The sequence below is a fragment of the Paraburkholderia sp. BL17N1 genome, from assembly GCF_003634175.1.
Taxonomy (GTDB): domain Bacteria; phylum Pseudomonadota; class Gammaproteobacteria; order Burkholderiales; family Burkholderiaceae; genus Paraburkholderia.
In genome coordinates, this window is the sequence record NZ_RBIW01000001.1 from 1,707,621 (window position 1) to 1,726,137 (window position 18,517).

The 18,517-nt window shown below is 58.7% G+C and carries 32 protein-coding genes; all 32 read left to right on the forward strand.

From position 1 onward, the window contains the following. The first annotated feature begins 25 nt into the window (after positions 1-25). The 32 genes from tuf to dsbD all read left to right on the forward strand — a co-directional run bounded on the left by tuf (position 26) and on the right by dsbD (position 18,378). Entirely contained in the window at positions 26-1,216 is a 1,191-nt protein-coding gene (tuf, locus tag B0G82_RS07495) for an elongation factor Tu (RefSeq protein WP_012434572.1), read from the forward strand. A 130-nt stretch (positions 1,217-1,346) separates the two neighbouring features. After that, complete coding sequence (rpsJ, locus tag B0G82_RS07500) at positions 1,347-1,658, forward strand: 30S ribosomal protein S10 (protein ID WP_006998489.1); 312 nt, start codon at positions 1,347-1,349, stop codon at positions 1,656-1,658. A 201-nt stretch (positions 1,659-1,859) separates the two neighbouring features. Further along, a complete protein-coding gene (rplC, locus tag B0G82_RS07505) occupies positions 1,860-2,519 on the forward strand; it encodes a 50S ribosomal protein L3 (RefSeq protein WP_007180137.1) in 660 nt (219 codons plus the stop codon). After that, the gene (rplD, locus tag B0G82_RS07510) at positions 2,519-3,139 is read left to right on the forward strand and encodes a 50S ribosomal protein L4 (RefSeq protein WP_106284140.1); all 621 of its coding nucleotides are present in this window, start codon (positions 2,519-2,521) and stop codon (positions 3,137-3,139) included. Before rplC ends, rplD begins: the two co-directional genes overlap by 1 nt. Then, entirely contained in the window at positions 3,136-3,450 is a 315-nt protein-coding gene (rplW, locus tag B0G82_RS07515; RefSeq protein ID WP_007180135.1) for a 50S ribosomal protein L23, read from the forward strand. Before rplD ends, rplW begins: the two co-directional genes overlap by 4 nt. A gap of 2 nt (positions 3,451-3,452) precedes the next feature. Further along, positions 3,453-4,280, forward strand: coding sequence for a 50S ribosomal protein L2 (gene rplB / locus B0G82_RS07520; RefSeq protein WP_106284141.1), 828 nt, complete (start codon positions 3,453-3,455; stop codon positions 4,278-4,280). Positions 4,281-4,290: 10 nt separating this feature from the next. Continuing rightward, the gene (gene rpsS / locus B0G82_RS07525) at positions 4,291-4,566 is read left to right on the forward strand and encodes a 30S ribosomal protein S19 (RefSeq protein WP_004199273.1); all 276 of its coding nucleotides are present in this window, start codon (positions 4,291-4,293) and stop codon (positions 4,564-4,566) included. 7 nt (positions 4,567-4,573) lie between these two features. After that, complete coding sequence (gene rplV / locus B0G82_RS07530; RefSeq protein WP_007180133.1) at positions 4,574-4,906, forward strand: 50S ribosomal protein L22; 333 nt, start codon at positions 4,574-4,576, stop codon at positions 4,904-4,906. Positions 4,907-4,917: 11 nt separating this feature from the next. Beyond that, positions 4,918-5,724 carry a 30S ribosomal protein S3 gene (gene rpsC / locus B0G82_RS07535; protein WP_007180132.1) on the forward strand — a complete coding sequence of 269 codons (807 nt, stop codon included), beginning with the start codon at positions 4,918-4,920 and terminating at the stop codon, positions 5,722-5,724. Positions 5,725-5,726: 2 nt separating this feature from the next. Further along, on the forward strand, positions 5,727-6,143 hold the full coding sequence (gene rplP, locus B0G82_RS07540) for a 50S ribosomal protein L16 (RefSeq protein ID WP_007180131.1): 417 nt from the start codon (positions 5,727-5,729) through the stop codon (positions 6,141-6,143). A gap of 10 nt (positions 6,144-6,153) precedes the next feature. After that, on the forward strand, positions 6,154-6,348 hold the full coding sequence (gene rpmC, locus B0G82_RS07545; RefSeq protein ID WP_007180130.1) for a 50S ribosomal protein L29: 195 nt from the start codon (positions 6,154-6,156) through the stop codon (positions 6,346-6,348). Beyond that, positions 6,345-6,617 carry a 30S ribosomal protein S17 gene (gene rpsQ / locus B0G82_RS07550; RefSeq protein WP_007180129.1) on the forward strand — a complete coding sequence of 91 codons (273 nt, stop codon included), beginning with the start codon at positions 6,345-6,347 and terminating at the stop codon, positions 6,615-6,617. The genes rpmC and rpsQ overlap by 4 nt, the downstream gene beginning before the upstream one ends. A gap of 289 nt (positions 6,618-6,906) precedes the next feature. Then, a complete protein-coding gene (gene rplN / locus B0G82_RS07555) occupies positions 6,907-7,275 on the forward strand; it encodes a 50S ribosomal protein L14 (RefSeq protein WP_006052212.1) in 369 nt (122 codons plus the stop codon). A gap of 9 nt (positions 7,276-7,284) precedes the next feature. Next, positions 7,285-7,593: a 50S ribosomal protein L24 gene (rplX, locus tag B0G82_RS07560; protein WP_006052213.1), complete on the forward strand. Its 309-nt coding sequence runs from the start codon at positions 7,285-7,287 to the stop codon at positions 7,591-7,593. A 17-nt stretch (positions 7,594-7,610) separates the two neighbouring features. Beyond that, on the forward strand, positions 7,611-8,150 hold the full coding sequence (gene rplE / locus B0G82_RS07565; protein ID WP_006052214.1) for a 50S ribosomal protein L5: 540 nt from the start codon (positions 7,611-7,613) through the stop codon (positions 8,148-8,150). 7 nt (positions 8,151-8,157) lie between these two features. Then, the gene (rpsN, locus tag B0G82_RS07570) at positions 8,158-8,463 is read left to right on the forward strand and encodes a 30S ribosomal protein S14 (RefSeq protein ID WP_006052215.1); all 306 of its coding nucleotides are present in this window, start codon (positions 8,158-8,160) and stop codon (positions 8,461-8,463) included. 14 nt (positions 8,464-8,477) lie between these two features. Then, positions 8,478-8,873, forward strand: coding sequence for a 30S ribosomal protein S8 (gene rpsH, locus B0G82_RS07575; RefSeq protein ID WP_006052216.1), 396 nt, complete (start codon positions 8,478-8,480; stop codon positions 8,871-8,873). Between the two features lie 18 nt (positions 8,874-8,891). Next, entirely contained in the window at positions 8,892-9,422 is a 531-nt protein-coding gene (rplF, locus tag B0G82_RS07580) for a 50S ribosomal protein L6 (protein WP_106284143.1), read from the forward strand. A gap of 12 nt (positions 9,423-9,434) precedes the next feature. Next, complete coding sequence (gene rplR, locus B0G82_RS07585) at positions 9,435-9,800, forward strand: 50S ribosomal protein L18 (protein WP_012434568.1); 366 nt, start codon at positions 9,435-9,437, stop codon at positions 9,798-9,800. Between the two features lie 14 nt (positions 9,801-9,814). Continuing rightward, a complete protein-coding gene (gene rpsE, locus B0G82_RS07590; RefSeq protein WP_007180127.1) occupies positions 9,815-10,333 on the forward strand; it encodes a 30S ribosomal protein S5 in 519 nt (172 codons plus the stop codon). A 10-nt stretch (positions 10,334-10,343) separates the two neighbouring features. Then, entirely contained in the window at positions 10,344-10,526 is a 183-nt protein-coding gene (gene rpmD / locus B0G82_RS07595; RefSeq protein ID WP_007180126.1) for a 50S ribosomal protein L30, read from the forward strand. A 29-nt stretch (positions 10,527-10,555) separates the two neighbouring features. Beyond that, positions 10,556-10,990: a 50S ribosomal protein L15 gene (gene rplO, locus B0G82_RS07600; RefSeq protein WP_106284144.1), complete on the forward strand. Its 435-nt coding sequence runs from the start codon at positions 10,556-10,558 to the stop codon at positions 10,988-10,990. 46 nt (positions 10,991-11,036) lie between these two features. Further along, positions 11,037-12,383 carry a preprotein translocase subunit SecY gene (gene secY / locus B0G82_RS07605; protein ID WP_007180124.1) on the forward strand — a complete coding sequence of 449 codons (1,347 nt, stop codon included), beginning with the start codon at positions 11,037-11,039 and terminating at the stop codon, positions 12,381-12,383. Positions 12,384-12,391: 8 nt separating this feature from the next. Next, on the forward strand, positions 12,392-12,610 hold the full coding sequence (gene infA / locus B0G82_RS07610) for a translation initiation factor IF-1 (RefSeq protein ID WP_004521905.1): 219 nt from the start codon (positions 12,392-12,394) through the stop codon (positions 12,608-12,610). Positions 12,611-12,630: 20 nt separating this feature from the next. Next, positions 12,631-12,747: a 50S ribosomal protein L36 gene (gene rpmJ / locus B0G82_RS07615; protein ID WP_004199844.1), complete on the forward strand. Its 117-nt coding sequence runs from the start codon at positions 12,631-12,633 to the stop codon at positions 12,745-12,747. Between the two features lie 41 nt (positions 12,748-12,788). Further along, positions 12,789-13,154, forward strand: a complete 366-nt coding sequence (rpsM, locus tag B0G82_RS07620; protein WP_012434566.1) for a 30S ribosomal protein S13 — start codon at positions 12,789-12,791, stop codon at positions 13,152-13,154. A gap of 28 nt (positions 13,155-13,182) precedes the next feature. Continuing rightward, positions 13,183-13,587, forward strand: a complete 405-nt coding sequence (gene rpsK, locus B0G82_RS07625) for a 30S ribosomal protein S11 (protein ID WP_006052224.1) — start codon at positions 13,183-13,185, stop codon at positions 13,585-13,587. A gap of 147 nt (positions 13,588-13,734) precedes the next feature. Continuing rightward, the gene (gene rpsD, locus B0G82_RS07630; protein ID WP_106284146.1) at positions 13,735-14,358 is read left to right on the forward strand and encodes a 30S ribosomal protein S4; all 624 of its coding nucleotides are present in this window, start codon (positions 13,735-13,737) and stop codon (positions 14,356-14,358) included. 124 nt (positions 14,359-14,482) lie between these two features. Further along, positions 14,483-15,460 (forward strand): DNA-directed RNA polymerase subunit alpha, encoded by a 978-nt coding sequence (rpoA, locus tag B0G82_RS07635; RefSeq protein ID WP_006052226.1) that lies wholly within the window; start codon positions 14,483-14,485, stop codon positions 15,458-15,460. A gap of 169 nt (positions 15,461-15,629) precedes the next feature. Beyond that, positions 15,630-16,022, forward strand: coding sequence for a 50S ribosomal protein L17 (gene rplQ / locus B0G82_RS07640; RefSeq protein WP_006052227.1), 393 nt, complete (start codon positions 15,630-15,632; stop codon positions 16,020-16,022). Positions 16,023-16,196: 174 nt separating this feature from the next. Further along, entirely contained in the window at positions 16,197-16,523 is a 327-nt protein-coding gene (gene cutA, locus B0G82_RS07645) for a divalent-cation tolerance protein CutA (RefSeq protein ID WP_181916923.1), read from the forward strand. Next, a complete protein-coding gene (dsbD, locus tag B0G82_RS07650) occupies positions 16,516-18,378 on the forward strand; it encodes a protein-disulfide reductase DsbD (protein ID WP_121307071.1) in 1,863 nt (620 codons plus the stop codon). The genes cutA and dsbD overlap by 8 nt, the downstream gene beginning before the upstream one ends. The last annotated feature ends 139 nt before the right edge of the window (positions 18,379-18,517 follow it).

The window sequence follows — 18,517 nt, forward strand, 5'->3', positions numbered from 1 at the left end:
ATTAACTTTTTGAAAGAAGAGAAACATGGCTAAAGGTAAATTCGAACGGACCAAGCCGCACGTGAACGTCGGCACGATCGGTCACGTTGACCACGGCAAGACCACGCTGACGGCAGCGATCACGACGGTTCTGACGCAGAAGTTTGGCGGCGAAGCGAAGGCATACGACCAGATCGACGCGGCGCCGGAAGAAAAGGCGCGTGGTATCACGATCAACACGGCACACGTCGAGTACGAAACGGCAAACCGCCACTACGCACACGTCGACTGCCCGGGCCACGCTGACTATGTGAAGAACATGATCACGGGCGCAGCGCAGATGGACGGCGCGATCCTGGTGTGTTCGGCCGCTGACGGCCCGATGCCGCAAACGCGTGAGCACATCCTGCTGGCGCGTCAGGTTGGCGTGCCGTACATCATCGTGTTCCTGAACAAGTGCGACATGGTGGACGACGCTGAGCTGCTGGAGCTGGTCGAGATGGAAGTTCGCGAACTTCTGTCGAAGTACGACTTCCCGGGCGACGACACGCCGATCATCAAGGGTTCGGCCAAGCTGGCGCTGGAAGGCGACAAGGGCGAGCTGGGCGAAGTGGCGATCATGAATCTGGCCGACGCGCTGGACACGTACATCCCGACGCCGGAGCGCGCAGTTGACGGTGCGTTCCTGATGCCGGTGGAAGACGTGTTCTCGATCTCGGGTCGCGGCACGGTGGTGACGGGTCGCGTTGAGCGCGGCGTCGTGAAGGTCGGCGAGGAAATCGAAATTGTCGGTATCAAGCCGACGGTGAAGACGACCTGCACGGGCGTGGAAATGTTCCGCAAGCTGCTCGATCAGGGTCAGGCAGGCGACAACGTCGGTATCCTGCTGCGCGGCACGAAGCGTGAAGACGTGGAGCGTGGCCAGGTGCTGGCCAAGCCGGGTTCGATCAACCCGCACACGCACTTCACGGCTGAAGTGTACGTGCTGAGCAAGGACGAAGGTGGCCGTCACACGCCGTTCTTCAACAACTATCGTCCGCAGTTCTACTTCCGTACGACGGACGTGACGGGCTCGATCGAGTTGCCGAAGGACAAGGAAATGGTCATGCCGGGCGACAACGTGTCGATCACGGTGAAGCTGATCAACCCGATCGCGATGGAAGAAGGTCTGCGTTTCGCAATCCGCGAAGGCGGCCGTACGGTCGGCGCAGGTGTGGTTGCCAAGATTCTCGAGTAAAATCGCGGATTGATGTATTTGCTGTAAGTGGTGCCCGGAGCCGGGCGCCGGCCCTCCGCGGGCGTCCGGCTCTACGTTCTTTTATTGTCTGGCGGTGCAATACCGCCTCGCTCTTTTCCAAGGAATTGTCATGCAGAACCAGAAAATCCGCATTCGCCTGAAGGCTTTCGACTATCGCCTGATCGATCAATCGGCAGCTGAAATCGTCGACACGGCAAAGCGGACTGGCGCAATCGTTCGTGGTCCGGTGCCCCTGCCGACCCGCATTCAACGCTTCGACATCCTGCGCTCGCCGCACGTCAACAAGACGTCGCGCGATCAGCTCGAAATCCGTACGCACCAACGCCTGATGGACATCGTCGATCCGACGGACAAGACCGTTGACGCACTGATGAAGCTGGACCTGCCGGCTGGCGTGGACGTGGAAATCAAGTTGCAATAAAGCTTCAAAGTGTTGCCTGGCGTACCAGGCAGCGCTAAGTCATTGATTGCTTGCGGAAAACGAAAAGCCTCGCTATAATAGTCGGCTTTTCGCGCATTTGCGCAAAAAAGTCGGTGCGCTGCAGCGTGATTTCACGCCCGAAACGGCACCGGCATTTTGTAAATTAGCCCCGACCAATCGCAGTCGGGAATGGAGAAAACGATGAGCCTTGGACTCGTAGGTCGCAAGGTTGGCATGACCCGTATCTTCACGGCAGAAGGGGATTCGATTCCCGTTACCGTGCTGGACGTGTCCGACAACCGCGTGACGCAGATCAAGACTGTTGAAACCGACGGCTACACGGCCGTGCAGGTTGCATTCGGTACGCGCCGTGCATCGCGCGTGACGAAGCCGTTGGCCGGTCATCTCGCCAAAGCCGGTGTTCAAGCCGGTGAAATCCTCAAAGAATTCCAGATCGATGCTGCCAAGGCTGCCGAGTTGTCGAACGGCACCGTGGTCGGTCCCGACCTGTTCGAAGTAGGCCAGAAGGTCGACGTGCAAGGCGTGTCGATCGGTAAGGGCTACGCCGGTACCATCAAGCGTTACAACTTCGCATCCGGCCGTGCATCGCACGGTAACTCGCGCTCGCACAACGTGCCGGGCTCGATCGGTATGGCGCAGGATCCGGGTCGTGTTTTCCCGGGTAAGCGCATGACCGGTCACATGGGTGACGATACGGTAACCGTGCAAAACCTCGAAATCGCTCGTATCGACGCTGACCGCAAGCTGTTGCTGGTCAAGGGCGCCGTTCCGGGTGCGAAGGGTGGCAAGGTATTCGTTACGCCGGCCGTGAAGACGCGTGCCGTGAAAGGAGCGAAATAATGGAACTTAAGCTCCTGAATGCCAATGGTCAGGAAGGTGCAGGCGTTAGCGCGTCGGACGTCGTGTTCGGCCGCGATTACAACGAAGCCCTGATTCACCAGGTGGTAGTGGCGTATCAAGCGAATGCCCGCAGCGGCAACCGCGCGCAGAAGGACCGTGAGCAAGTTAAGCACACGACCAAGAAGCCGTGGCGCCAAAAGGGTACGGGCCGCGCCCGTGCCGGTATGTCGTCGAGCCCGTTGTGGCGCGGCGGTGGCCGTATCTTCCCGAATTCGCCGGAAGAAAACTTTTCGCACAAGGTCAACAAGAAGATGCATCGCGCAGGTCTCTGCTCGATCTTCTCGCAGCTGGCCCGCGAAGGCCGCATCTCGGTGGTCGACGAGCTGACGCTCGAAGCGCCGAAGACGAAGCTGCTGGCCGAAAAATTCAAGGCGATGGGTCTCGAATCCGTGCTGGTGATCACCGACACGGTTGACGAAAACCTGTACCTCGCGTCGCGCAACCTGGCCCATGTGGCAGTTGTCGAGCCGCGTTACGCCGACCCGCTGTCGCTGATCTACTTCAAGAAGATCCTGATCACGAAGGCTGCGGTCGCCCAGATCGAGGAGTTGCTGTCATGAGCGAGATTCGCAAGAACGATCATCGTTTGATGCAGGTCCTGCTCGCGCCGGTGATCTCCGAAAAGGCGACGCTGGTGGCCGACAAGAACGAACAAGTTGTGTTCGAAGTCGCGCCCGATGCCACGAAGCAGGAAGTGAAAGCTGCAGTCGAGCTGCTGTTCAAGGTGGAAGTCAATTCCGTCAACGTGCTGGTCTCGAAGGGCAAAGCCAAGCGCTTTGGCCGCTTCATGGGCAAGCGCAAGGACGTGAAGAAGGCGTACGTCTGCCTGAAGCCCGGCCAGGAAATCAACTTTGAAGCGGAGGCCAAGTAATCATGGCAATCGTTAAAGTTAAGCCGACTTCGCCGGGTCGCCGTGCGATGGTCAAGGTGGTCAACAAGGATCTGCATAAGGGCAAGCCGTACGCACCGCTGCTCGACTCGCAATCCTCGACCGCCGGTCGTAATAACAACGGTCACATCACTACCCGTCATAAGGGCGGTGGTCACAAGCATCACTATCGCGTCGTCGATTTCCGCCGCAACAAGGACGGTATCGCAGCGAAGGTCGAACGTCTTGAGTACGATCCGAACCGTAGCGCGAACATCGCGCTGGTTCTGTACGCAGACGGCGAGCGCAAGTACATCATCGCTCCGAAGGGTGTGACGGTTGGCCAGCAACTGATGTCGGGTTCGGAAGCTCCGATCCGCGCAGGTAACACGCTGCCGATCCGCAACATTCCGGTCGGTACGACGATTCACTGCATCGAAATGCTGCCGGGCAAGGGCGCGCAAATGGCGCGTTCGGCTGGTACGTCGGCGATGCTGCTGGCTCGTGAAGGCATCTACGCACAGGTCCGCCTGCGCTCGGGTGAAATCCGCCGCGTCCACGTTGAGTGCCGCGCGACGATTGGTGAAGTTGGCAACGAAGAGCATAGCCTCCGTCAAATCGGTAAGGCTGGCGCAAACCGCTGGCGCGGTATCCGCCCGACGGTGCGTGGCGTTGCAATGAACCCGGTCGATCACCCGCACGGTGGTGGTGAAGGCAAGACGGCTGCAGGTCGCGATCCGGTGAGCCCGTGGGGCACGCCTGCTAAGGGTTATCGCACCCGCAGCAATAAGCGCACGACGAGCATGATCGTCCAGCGCCGTCACAAGCGTTAAGGAGTAGGCAATGGCACGTTCTGTAAAAAAAGGTCCGTTCTGCGACGCCCATTTGCTGAAGAAAGTTGAGGCGGCAGCAGCTTCGCGGGATAAGAAGCCGATCAAAACCTGGTCGCGCCGTTCGACGATCCTCCCGGATTTCATCGGTCTGACGATCGCCGTTCATAACGGCCGTCAACACGTTCCGGTGTACATCTCGGAAAACATGGTCGGCCACAAGCTTGGCGAGTTTGCATTGACCCGTACGTTCAAGGGTCACGCAGCCGACAAGAAGGCTAAGAAATAAGGGGCTCATGATGGAAGTGAAAGCAATTCATCGCGGTGCCCGCATCTCGGCGCAGAAAACGCGCCTTGTGGCTGACCAGATCCGCGGTTTGCCGGTCGACAAGGCGCTGAACGTTCTGACGTTCTCGCCGAAGAAGGCTGCGGGAATCGTGAAAAAGGTCGTGCTGTCGGCGATCGCGAATGCGGAGCATAACGAAGGCGCCGATATCGATGAGCTCAAGATCACGAGCATCTACATCGACAAGGCTGCGTCGCTCAAGCGTTTCACCGCGCGCGCTAAAGGCCGCGGTAACCGCATCGAGAAGCAATCCTGTCACATCACTGTGACGGTCGGGAATTAAGGGGTCATACGATGGGACAGAAAATTCATCCGACTGGCTTCCGTTTGGCCGTCAGCCGCAATTGGGCGTCGCGTTGGTACGCGAACAACAACAATTTCGCGGCGATGTTGCAGGAAGACATCGGTGTTCGTGAATACCTGAAGAAGAAGCTGAAGAACGCGTCCGTCGGCCGCGTTGTGATCGAGCGTCCTGCAAAGAACGCCCGCATCACGATTTTCAGCTCGCGTCCGGGTGTCGTGATCGGTAAGAAGGGTGAAGACATTGAACTGCTGAAGTCCGAGCTGCAAAAGCGTATGGGCGTTCCGGTTCACGTCAACATCGAAGAAATCCGCAAGCCGGAAACCGATGCGCAACTGATCGCGGATTCGATCACGCAACAGCTCGAGCGCCGGATTATGTTCCGCCGCGCGATGAAGCGTGCGATGCAAAACGCAATGCGTCTGGGTGCTCAAGGCATCAAGATCATGAGCGCTGGCCGCCTGAACGGTATCGAAATCGCTCGTACGGAATGGTATCGCGAAGGTCGCGTGCCGCTTCATACGCTGCGTGCTGATATCGACTACGCAACTTCGGAAGCGAAGACGACGTACGGCATCATCGGCGTGAAGGTCTGGGTCTACAAGGGCGACACGCTCGGCCGCAACGACGCACCGGTGGTTGAAGAAGTCGCCGAAGAAAAGCGTCCGCGCCGCAACGCACGTCCGGGTGGCGATCGCCGTCCGCGTCGTGATGGTGAAGGTGGTGGCCCGGCAGGTGCACGCCGTGGCGCTCCTCGTCGAGCTGGCGGTGCCGGCGACGGCGGGAAGACTGGAGAATAACGATGCTGCAACCGAAACGCAGAAAGTATCGCAAAGAGCAGAAGGGTCGTAACACCGGTATCGCTACCCGCGGCAACGCGGTGTCGTTCGGTGAATTCGGCCTGAAGGCTATCGGTCGTGGTCGCTTGACCGCGCGCCAGATTGAAGCGGCACGTCGTGCAATGACGCGTCACATCAAGCGTGGTGGCCGCATCTGGATTCGCATCTTCCCGGACAAGCCGATCTCGCACAAGCCGGCTGAAGTACGTATGGGTAACGGTAAAGGTAACCCTGAGTACTACGTCGCAGAGATTCAACCGGGCAAGATGCTGTACGAAATGGACGGCGTAACCGAAGAGCTGGCACGCGAAGCGTTCCGTCTGGCTGCAGCTAAGCTGCCGCTCAAGACGACGTTTATCGTGCGTCAGCTCGGCGCCTAAGGAGCAAATGATGAAGGCATCCGAACTTCACCAGAAAGATCAGGCCGCGCTCAACAAGGAGCTGTCGGACCTGTTGAAGGCGCAATTCGGCCTGCGCATGCAACTCGCGACCCAGCAGCTCACGAACACGAGCCAGCTGAAGAAGGTTCGTCGCGACATCGCACGTGTGCGGACCGTCCTGACTGAGAAGGCGAACCAGAAATGAACGATAGCGTAAAAACCTCGCTCAAGCGGACGCTGGTCGGCAAGGTCGTCAGCAACAAGATGGACAAGACGGTCACCGTGCTGGTTGAGCACCGCGTGAAGCACCCGATCTACGGCAAGTACGTTGTGCGTTCGAAGAAGTACCACGCGCACGACGACGCGAACACGTACAACGAGGGCGACCTTGTTGAAATCCAGGAAACGCGTCCGATTTCGAAGACGAAAGCTTGGGTTGTGGCTCGCCTGGTCGAGGCTGCTCGCGTCATCTGACGCCGCGAAGTAGTAGAAGTTGTTGAAATCGCAGTAGATTTCGCTTGCAAGACCGAGATTATTTGTTATACTCTCGGTCTTCCCTCTTTATGGGAGCCCCGTCGCGGGCGAAGTTGGTGGGGGAAGCGGATCGGGCGCCAGTCTGTTCCGTAGGATTCACCGGATTGCGATGGCGGGTTTCGTTTGCCGTCGCTGCTGTTCATACCCAAGCAGCCGATTGGCTGACGGGACCAAGACTGACCGGGTACGCCATGGTGGTGTGACCGGATTAAGTTGGGAAAGATAAACCATGATCCAGACCGAAACTCGGCTTGAAGTGGCCGACAACACGGGTGCGCGTGAAGTCATGTGCATCAAGGTGCTCGGCGGCTCGAAGCGTCGTTATGCCAGCATTGGCGACATCATCAAGGTGACCGTCAAAGAAGCAACGCCGCGCGGGCGCGTGAAGAAAGGCGAAATTTACAACGCCGTGGTGGTTCGCACCGCCAAGGGCGTGCGCCGTCAGGACGGCTCGCTGATCAAGTTCGATGGCAACGCCGCTGTGTTGTTGAATGCCAAGCTCGAACCTATTGGCACCCGTATTTTCGGGCCTGTCACGCGCGAGTTGCGCAGCGAACGATTCATGAAGATCGTTTCGTTGGCACCTGAAGTGCTGTAAGGAGTCGCGATGAACAAGATTCGCAAAGGTGACGAAGTTATCGTCATCACCGGCAAAGATAAAGGCAAGCGCGGCGTCGTGCTGTCCGTTGGCGAGGGCAAAGTGATTGTCGAGGGTATCAACCTCGTCAAGAAACACGTCAAGCCGAACCCGATGAAGGGTACGACGGGCGGTGTTGAAGCCAAGACGATGCCGCTGCAAATTTCGAACGTCGCATTGGTCGACGCGAATGGCAAGGCGTCGCGTGTAGGCATCAAGGTCGAAGGAGACAAGAAAGTCCGTTTCCTTAAAACGACCGGTGCCGAGCTGAGCGCCTGACGCTGCGGAGTAAAAAAATGGCTCGTTTGCAAGAGTTTTACAAAGAGAAGGTTGTACCCGGCCTCATCGAGAAGTTCGGTTACAAGTCCGTGATGGAAGTGCCGCGCATCACCAAGATCACCCTGAACATGGGCCTTGGCGAAGCGGTTGCTGACAAGAAGATCATCGAAAACGCCGTTGGCGACCTGACGAAGATCGCAGGCCAGAAGCCGGTGATCACGAAGGCACGCAAGGCAATCGCTGGCTTCAAGATCCGTCAGGGCTATCCGATCGGTGCAATGGTCACGTTGCGTGGTCAGGCAATGTACGAATTTCTGGACCGTTTCGTGACGGTCGCGCTCCCCCGTGTGCGTGACTTCCGTGGTGTGTCGGGTCGTGCGTTCGATGGTCGCGGCAACTACAACATCGGTGTGAAAGAGCAGATCATTTTCCCCGAAATCGACTACGACAAGATCGACGCACTGCGTGGGCTGAACATCAGCATCACGACGACTGCGAAGACCGACGACGAAGCAAAGGCTCTGCTCGCCAGCTTCAAGTTCCCGTTCAGAAACTGAGGTTACCGTGGCTAAACTGGCACTGATCGAACGTGAAAAGAAGCGTGCTCGCTTGGCTGCTAAGTACGCTCCCAAGCGTGCTGAGCTGAAAGCGATCATCGGCGATATGAGCAAGTCGGACGAAGAGCATTACGCAGCACGTCTGGAACTGCAACAATTGCCGCGCAACTCTAACCCGACCCGTAAGCGCAATCGTTGCGCAATTACCGGTCGCCCGCGTGGCACGTTCCGTAAATTCGGGCTGGCGCGTAACAAGATTCGCGAAATCGCGTTCCGCGGCGAGATCCCTGGCCTGACCAAGGCGAGCTGGTAATAGGAGAAACGTAAATGAGCATGAGTGATCCTATCGCCGATATGCTGACTCGCATCCGCAATGCGCAGATGGTTGAGAAAGTCTCGGTGACAATGCCCTCGTCGAAAGTCAAGGTTGCGATTGCGCAGGTCCTGAAGGACGAAGGCTATATCGATGATTTCGCAGTGAAGTCCGAAGGTGCGAAGTCTGAATTGAACATCGTGTTGAAGTACTACGCTGGCCGTCCGGTTATCGAGCGCATTGAACGCGTCTCGAAGCCTGGTCTGCGTGTGTACCGCGGCCGTAACGACATCCCCGTGGTCATGAATGGCCTCGGCGTGGCAATCGTGTCGACGCCGAAGGGCGTGATGACGGACCGCAAGGCGCGTGCAACGGGCGTTGGCGGCGAAGTCATCTGCTACGTCGCTTAAGGCCGAAAGGAGAGAAACATGTCTCGAGTAGGTAAAAGCCCGGTCGCGCTGCAAGGCGCAGAAGTGGCCCTGAGCGACGATCGCATCACCGTCAAGGGCCCGCTGGGTACGATTACGCAGGCGGCAAACCGCCTCGTGAAAGTGGTGAACGACAACGGCACGCTGAATTTCGAGCCGGTTGACGCAAGCCGCGAAGCGAATGCGATGTCGGGCACGATGCGCGCACTGGTTGCGAACATGGTGAACGGCGTGACGAAGGGTTTCGAGCGCAAGCTGACGCTGGTTGGCGTCGGTTACCGCGCACAGGCGCAAGGCGACAAGTTGAACCTGTCGCTGGGTTTCTCGCACCCTGTGGTGCACCAGATGCCGGAAGGCGTCAAGGCTGAAACCCCGACGCAAACCGAAATCGTGATCAAGGGGATCAATAAGCAACAAGTTGGCCAGGTCGCGGCAGAAGTGCGCGGCTATCGCCCGCCGGAGCCCTATAAGGGCAAGGGTGTGCGTTATGCCAATGAGGTTGTGATCCTCAAAGAAACGAAGAAGAAGTAAGGGTGCGCAATCATGGATAAGACTCAATCTCGCCTGCGCCGCGCTCGTCAGACGCGTATCAAGATCGCTGAGCTGCAGGTCGCGCGTCTCGCCGTGCATCGCACGAACACGCACATCTATGCGCAAGTGTTCTCGCCGTGCGGCACCAAGGTGCTCGCCAGCGCGTCGACGCTCGAGGCCGAAGTGCGTGCGCAACTGGCTGATCAAACGGGCAAGGGCGGCAACGTCAATGCTGCGACCTTGATCGGTAAGCGCATCGCAGAAAAGGCTAAGGCTGCCGGCATCGAATCCGTCGCCTTCGACCGTTCGGGTTTCCGTTACCACGGCCGCGTGAAAGCGCTGGCTGATGCGGCGCGCGAAGCCGGACTCAAGTTCTAAGGGAAGAATTCGTCATGGCAAAGATGCAAGCGAAAGTTCAGGCTGACGAACGCGACGACGGCCTGCGCGAAAAGATGATTTCGGTCAACCGCGTGACCAAGGTTGTGAAGGGCGGCCGGATTCTCGGTTTTGCCGCACTGACCGTGGTTGGCGACGGCGATGGCCGCATCGGCATGGGCAAGGGCAAAGCGAAGGAAGTTCCGGTTGCTGTTCAAAAGGCAATGGAACAAGCTCGCCGCAACATGTTCAAGGTGCCGCTGAAGAACGGTACGTTGCAACACGAAGTGCACGGTAAGCACGGCGCATCCGCCGTCCTCCTCGCTCCGGCGAAGGATGGTACGGGCGTGATCGCTGGTGGTCCGATGCGCGCAGTGTTCGACGTGATGGGCGTGCAAAACGTGGTTGCTAAGAGCCACGGTTCGACGAACCCGTACAACCTCGTTCGTGCAACGCTCGACGGTCTGCGCAAGCAGTCGACGCCGGGCGACATCGCGGCGAAGCGCGGCAAGTCCGTCGAAGATATTCTGGGCTAAGGTGGACACCATGTCTGATAAAACTGTCAAGGTCCAGCTCGTCAAGAGCCTGATCGGCACCCGTGAAACGCACCGTGCAACGGTGCGTGGCTTGGGTCTGCGCCGACTCAACTCGGTTAGCGAGTTGCAGGACACGCCGGCCGTGCGCGGCATGATCAACAAGGTTTCGTACCTCGTTAAGGTCATCAGCTAAGCGGCTGACCAGGACTCAAGGAGTTGATAATGGAATTGAATAACCTGAAGCCGGCTGAAGGTTCGAAGCACGCTAAGCGTCGCGTCGGCCGTGGCATCGGCTCCGGTCTGGGCAAGACGGCTGGCCGCGGTCACAAGGGTCAGAAGTCGCGTTCGGGCGGCTTTCACAAGGTTGGCTTCGAAGGCGGTCAAATGCCGCTGCAACGTCGCCTGCCGAAGCGTGGCTTCACCTCGCTGACGAAGGAATTCGTTGGTGAAGTGCGTCTCTCGGATCTGGAAAAGCTGCCGGTCGACGAGATCGATCTGTTGGCTCTGAAACAAGCCGGCCTGATTGGCGAGATGATCACGAGTGCCAAGATCATCAAGACTGGCGAGTTGAAGCGCAAGATTGTTGTGAAAGGTCTGGGTGCGACGAAGGGTGCGCGCGCTGCTGTCGAAGCAGCTGGCGGCTCATTCGCCGAGTAACGCGCAAGTTATTTGCCGTCACTAGCATTTGCATCGGAGAAGGTACTTGGCTAACAGCCCGAGTCTCGCAAAACCCGGTCGCAGCGCGGCGAAGTTCGGCGATCTGCGTCGGCGGGCAGTGTTCCTGCTGCTGGCGCTGATCGTCTACCGTATCGGCGCGCATATTCCGGTGCCGGGTATTGACCCGGACCAACTGGCAAAGTTGTTCCAAAGTCAGTCGGGCGGCATCCTTGGCATGTTCAACATGTTCTCGGGTGGCGCGCTATCGCGGTTCACGATTTTTGCGCTGGGGATCATGCCGTACATTTCGGCGTCGATCATCATGCAGCTGTTGGCAATCGTCTCGCCACAACTCGAAGCGCTGAAAAAGGAAGGGCAGGCGGGTCAACGGAAGATTACGCAGTACACGCGTATCTTTACGGTCCTGCTGGCGACGTTCCAGGCGTTCGGCATTGCCGTCGCGTTGGAAAATCAGCCGGGCCTGGTGATCGATCCGGGGATGGTTTTTCGGTTGACGACGGTCGTGACGCTGGTGACCGGCACGATGTTCCTGATGTGGCTGGGTGAGCAGATCACGGAGCGCGGGCTTGGCAACGGCATCTCGATCATTATTTTCGGCGGGATTGCAGCGGGTTTCCCGAATGCGATCGGTGGTCTCGTTTCACTGGTGCAAACCGGTTCGATGAGCCCGATATCCGCGATTATCGTCGTCGCGCTGATTGCTGCTGTTACGTATCTGGTGGTGTTCATCGAACGCGGCCAGCGCAAGATTCTTGTGAATTACGCGAAGCGGCAGGTCGGCAACAAGATTTACGGCGGACAGTCTTCGCATCTGCCGCTGAAGTTGAATATGTCGGGCGTGATTCCGCCGATCTTTGCATCGTCGATCATTCTCTTCCCGGCAACTATCCTGAACTGGTTTAGTTCGGGGTCGCGTACCAGCTGGTTCGCAGACACGTTGCACAACGTGGCAGAGGCCCTCAAGCCCGGTCAACCTGTGTACGTGTTGCTGTACGCGTTGGCGATCGTTTTCTTCTGTTTTTTCTACACCGCATTGGTGTTCAACAGCAGAGAGACGGCCGACAACCTGAAAAAGAGTGGCGCTTTCGTCCCAGGCATCCGCCCGGGCGATCAAACAGCGCGATACATCGACCGCATCCTGACGCGTCTGACGCTGGCCGGTGCGATCTACATCGTGTTTGTTTGTCTGCTGCCCGAGTTTCTGGTGCTGCGCTGGAACGTGCCGTTTTATTTTGGTGGAACGTCGCTGCTGATCATTGTCGTCGTCACAATGGATTTCATGGCGCAGGTGCAGTCGTACGTTATGTCGCAACAGTATGAATCGCTGCTGAAGAAAGCTAATTTCAAAGGCGGCGGCGTCCCGATGCGTTGAAAGGACTTATGGCCAAAGACGATGTTATCCAGATGCAGGGTGAAGTCATCGAAAACCTGCCTAACGCTACCTTCAGGGTGAAGCTGGAAAACGGCCATGTCGTATTGGGACACATATCCGGCAAGATGCGGATGCACTACATCCGAATCTTGCCTGGCGACAAGGTGACGGTTGAATTGACGCCTTACGATCTGTCGCGTGCGCGGATCGTGTTCCGGGCGAAGTGATTTGAAAAAAGGGTAATATCATGAAAGTGATGGCATCGGTTAAGCGCATTTGCCGCAATTGCAAGATCATCAAGCGCAAAGGCGTTGTGCGCGTGATTTGCAGCTCTGATCCGCGCCACAAACAGCGTCAAGGCTGAACGCCGCGCTTTTTGCTGCGCTTTTTGTTTGAGGAAAAACAATGGCTCGTATCGCAGGGGTTAACATCCCGAATCACCAGCATACCGAAATCGGCCTGACGGCTATTTACGGTGTCGGCCGCACGCGCTCGCGCGACATCTGCGTCGCTGCTGGTGTGGCATTTTCGAAGAAGGTCAAAGACCTGAACGACGCAGACCTCGAAAAGCTGCGTGAAGAAGTCGGCAAGTTCATCGTTGAAGGCGATCTGCGCCGTGAAACGACGATGAACATCAAGCGCCTGATGGATCTCGGCTGCTACCGTGGCGTTCGGCATCGTAAGGGCTTGCCCCTGCGCGGCCAACGTACGCGTACGAATGCCCGTACGCGCAAGGGTCCGCGTCGTGCAGCGCAATCGCTGAAGAAGTAAGCGGAACTGACAGTTACAGGAAAACGTAATGGCTAAGGCTTCGAACAACTCCGCGGCGCAACGCGTTCGCAAGAAGGTCAAGAAGAACGTCGCCGAGGGCGTGGTTCACGTTCACGCGTCGTTCAACAACACCATCATCACGATCACCGATCGTCAAGGCAATGCACTTGCTTGGGCAACGTCGGGTGGTCAAGGCTTCAAGGGTTCGCGCAAATCGACCCCGTTTGCAGCCCAGGTGGCGGCCGAATCGGCTGGCCGCGTGGCGATGGAATACGGCGTGAAGAACCTCGAAGTGCGGATCAAGGGCCCCGGTCCTGGCCGTGAGTCGGCGGTGCGCGCGTTGCATGGTCTTGGTATCAAGATCACCGCGATCTCCGACGTGACCCCGGTCCCGCACAACGGCTGCCGTCCGCCGAAGCGTCGTCGTATCTAAGACGCCGATTTTGCTAGCGCCTGTTGCCGCCTTGGGCGGCGGCAGGCTGCTTGCGTTATTGAATTGACTAAGCCCACCGTTCGACCCAAAGGGTTCGGACTAGCGCGAGTGCATGCATCCGCGTGATCAATCAACAAAGGAATCAACGTGGCACGTTATATCGGCCCTAAGGCCAAGCTGTCCCGCCGTGAAGGCACTGACCTCTTCCTGAAGAGCGCCCGTCGTTCGCTCGCTGACAAGTGCAAACTTGACAGCAAGCCCGGCCAACACGGCCGCACCTCGGGCGCACGCACGTCCGACTACGGCACGCAGCTGCGCGAAAAGCAAAAAGTGAAGCGCATCTACGGTGTCCTCGAGCGTCAATTCCGTCGTTACTTCGCTGAAGCCGACCGCCTGAAGGGCAACACGGGTGAAAACCTGCTGCAATTGCTCGAATCGCGTCTGGACAACGTCGTGTACCGCATGGGCTTCGGCTCGACGCGCGCTGAAGCGCGTCAGCTCGTGAGCCACAAGGCGATCGTCGTGAACGGCGTTGTGTCGAACATCCCGTCGATGCAAGTGAAGGCTGGCGACGTCGTCGCAGTGCGCGAAACGAAGAAGAAGCAGGCGCGTATTCTCGAAGCGCTGTCGCTGGCTGAGCAAGGCGGTCTGCCGAGCTGGGTCGCCGTCGATTCGAAGAAGTTCGAAGGCACGTTCAAGCAAAAGCCGGAACGCAGCGACATCGCTGGCGATATCAACGAAAGCCTGATCGTCGAATTGTATTCGCGGTAATCGGATTAACGGCCGGGGTACCCTGATTGCGCTGAGCAAGGGGGCGCCTCGGCTGTTTATTTTCAGGTTGTTACCGGTCAGCCTTATCGGTGTAACGAGCCGAGGGTATTGAAAAGGAAAACCTATGCAAACCAGTTTGTTGAAGCCCAAGATCATCGCTGTTGAATCGCTTGGTGAGAGCCATGCGAAAGTGGTCATGGAACCGTTTGAACGCGGTTACGGCCACACCTTGGGTAACGCGCTCCGGCGCGTGCTGCTGTCGTCGATGATCGGCTACGCGCCGACCGAAGTGACGATCGCAGGCGTCGTACATGAGTATTCGACGCTCGACGGTGTGCAAGAGGACGTAGTCAACCTGTTGTTAAACCTGAAGGGCGTGGTGTTCAAGCTGCACAACCGTGATGAAGTCACGGTTACGCTGCGCAAGGAAGGCGAAGGCGTTGTCACTGCTGGCGACATCGAACTCGCGCACGATTGCGAAGTGATCAATCCGGATCACGTGATTGCGCATCTGTCGAAGGGCGGCAAGCTCGACGTGCAAATCAAGGTCGAAAAGGGCCGCGGCTATGTGCCGGGCAATGTGCGTCGTTATGGCGAAGAGTCGGCCAAGATCATCGGTCGTATCGTGCTGGACGCGTCGTTCTCGCCGGTTCGCCGCGTGAGCTACGCCGTTGAAAGCGCTCGCGTCGAACAGCGTACCGACCTCGACAAGCTCGTGATGAACATCGAAACCAACGGTGTGATTTCGCCGGAAGAAGCGATCCGTCAATCGGCGCGCATTCTGGTCGATCAACTGTCGGTATTCGCTGCACTGGAAGGCACCGAAGCAACGGCTGAAGCGCCGTCGCGCGCGCCGCAGATCGATCCGATCCTGCTGCGTCCGGTGGATGATCTCGAACTGACGGTTCGTTCCGCGAACTGCCTGAAGGCCGAGAACATTTACTACATCGGCGACCTGATCCAGCGCACGGAAAACGAGCTGCTCAAGACGCCGAATCTGGGCCGCAAGTCGCTGAACGAAATCAAGGAAGTACTGGCGTCGCGTGGTTTGACGCTCGGCATGAAACTTGAAAACTGGCCGCCGGCTGGTCTGGACAAGTAATCCCGGGACAGAACCCGCCGCTGCACTGGCAAAGACGCGGATTTTCCTTTAAAATCCGCGTCTTGTCTTTTTTCACTACCGGCCCGTGCACTCGCTACCGTTGGGAAACCGCAGGTAGTTCGAGCGCGATAGAAGAGCTGGACCAAAACTTTGAATCGAAGGAATTAACATGCGTCACCGTCATGGTTTGCGGAAACTGAACCGCACGAGCAGCCACCGTCTGGCTATGCTCCGTAATATGTCCAACTCGCTGATCGAGCACGAAGTCATCAAGACCACGCTGCCGAAAGCAAAAGAACTCCGTAAGGTTGTCGAGCCGCTGATCACGCTCGGCAAGAAGCCGTCGCTGGCAAATCGTCGTCTGGCGTTCAACCGCCTGCGCGATCGTGACTCGGTCACGAAGCTGTTCGAAGTTCTGGGCCCGCGTTACGCTACCCGTCCGGGCGGCTACCTGCGCGTCCTGAAGTTCGGCTTCCGCGTCGGCGACAACGCTCCGATGGCACTGGTCGAATTGCTCGACCGTCCGGAAGTTGAAGAAGTCGAAGTGCAAGAAGCTGAATAAGCTTCCGAGCATCTTAAAAAGCCAGGCGCAAAGTCTGGCTTTTTTGTTTGTAGCGTCAGGCGTTGGCAGCGGCCATCCGCCGCGTGGCCGCTGCGGAGCGGCCTGCGTGCAGGCAAGACCAGGTGATACGATATCGGCACCTGAATCGTGCCTTGCCCGGAGCCATCTGTGAGCGTGAATGTGACGTTGATTCTGACGACGGTGCCGGATGCCGCCGTGGCCCAGAAGCTTGCTGCGGATGCTTTGGCCATGCGGCTATGCGCCTGTGTCACGCAATTAGGCTCCGTGCAGTCCAGCTACCACTGGCAGGGTGCGGTTGAAACCGCGCAGGAAATCCAGTTGCTGTTCAAGACCAGCGCGGCACGCGTGCTTGAACTCGAGCAGTACATTCAGGCTCACCATCCCTACGACACGCCGGAAATCCTCTCATGGCAAGCGACGGCGTCGGCCGCGTACGGCCAGTGGATCACTGCTGAAACCCAACGTCCTCTCCATGTTTAACGGCCTCGACCGGCGCGCGCGCAATGCGCTGCGCACCGCATTCTTTCTGCTCGGCTGCCTGATCTTCGCGCAGTTCGGCACGCTCGCCCGCGCGGCGGACGATTTCCTGGATCCCGCGGTCGCGTTCAAATTCAGCGCGTCGGAGAAGCCCGGCGAAGTCGACGTGACCTACAAAATCGCGGACGGCTACTACATGTACCGTGAGCGCTTCGCGTTCGCGACGCGTAACGGCACGACCACGATCGGCGAGCCGCAATTGCCGGCCGGCCACATCAAGTTCGATCAGACCTTTAACAAGAACGTCGAGACGTATCGGAACGAACTGACTATCCGGATTCCGGTTAAACAGGCGGCTGGACCGTTCGATCTGGCAGTGACGTCGCAAGGCTGTGCCGATGCGGGCATCTGCTATCCGCCGATGGAGCGCGTGTATCACGTAACCGGCGCGGCACTTCAACCGGCCGGCAGCGCGGCCGCGCCGGCAGCCGCCGTCCCCGCGGGCACCTCATGGTACGACCGCGCTACCAGCGCCGATTACGCGCAGTCGCTGCTGCAAGGCGGCGGCTTCTTCGCGATCGTCGGGCTCTTTTTCGTCGCCGGCGCCGTGCTCAGCCTGCTCCCCTGTTCGTATCCGATGATTCCGATTCTCTCGGCGATCATCATCGGCGAAGGCGCGCGCGTGACGCGTGCCCGCGGATTTGCGCTGTCGCTGGCCTATGTCATCGGCATGGCGCTCGTGTATACGGCGCTCGGTATCGCCGCTGCGTTGGTCGGGCAGAGTCTCGGCGCATGGCTGCAGAATCCGTGGGTACTTGGCGCATTCGGCGTACTTTTGACCATTTTCGCGCTGACCCTGATTGCGGGTGTCGACATCGCGCTGCCGCAAAGTTGGCAGGACGGCGTTTCACACGCGTCGTCCAGGCGCTCCGGCGGTAAGTTTGCGGCTGTTGCGGTGATGGGCGCGCTGTCCGCGCTGGTGGTCGGCGCGTGCATGACCGCACCGCTTTTTGCAGTGCTGGCGTTCATTGCGCATACGGGCGACGCGGTGCTCGGTGGCGCGGCGCTGTTCTCGATGGGGCTGGGTCTAGGCGTGCCGCTGCTCATCCTCGGTTTTGGCGCGGGCACGCTGCTGCCGCGAGCCGGCGCATGGATGGACGGCGTCAAGGTCTTCTTCGGCGTCGTGCTGCTTGCGGCCGCGTTATGGATCGTTTGGCCGGTGCTCGGCGCGACGGCGACGATGCTGCTGAGCGCGCTCTGGTTGCTGGTCGCCTCGGCCTCTCTCGGCTTATTTTCGGCGCCGACTGCGCAGGCTTCCGTGTGGCGCAGGCTTGGCCGAGGCTTGGGCGCTGCGCTCGCTATCTGGGCTGCAGTCCTGCTGGTTGGTCTGGCGGCGGGCTCCTCCGATCCGCTGCGCCCGCTTGCCGTGCTGGCGGCGCGTGGCGGGGAAGCGGGTGTCGCGAGCGCGTCGAATAAGCCGGACAGCGCGCCGCAGGGCGATCTGACGTTCGCGCCGGTTCGCTCATCGAATGAGCTCGACCAGGCCGTCAAAGCGGCCGCACAGCCCGCCATGCTCGATTTTTACGCGGACTGGTGCGTCAGCTGCAAGGAAATGGAGAAATTCACTTTCAGCGACCCGCGCGTCCAGGCGAAATTGAAGCAGATGAACCTGCTGCGCGCCGATGTGACCGCGAACAACTCCGACGATCAAACGCTGCTCAAGCGCTTCAGCCTATTTGGTCCGCCGGGGATCATCTTTTTCGATCAGGGTGGTAGGGAAGTGCTGCGCGTCGTGGGATACGAGTCGGCGGATAAATTCTTGCGCAGTCTGGATCGGGCGAATGCGCCCGGCGCGTAACGGATAGCAGCTGGTCGGTCGCGGCGACTGCGGCGGCCGGTGTGCGGCCGCGACGATCGACTGCCAGTCAAGCGTCAGGCAATCGTGCTCGACGCAGACTGACCACGAAAGCTTGAAAAAAACGGAGGCACGACACAAA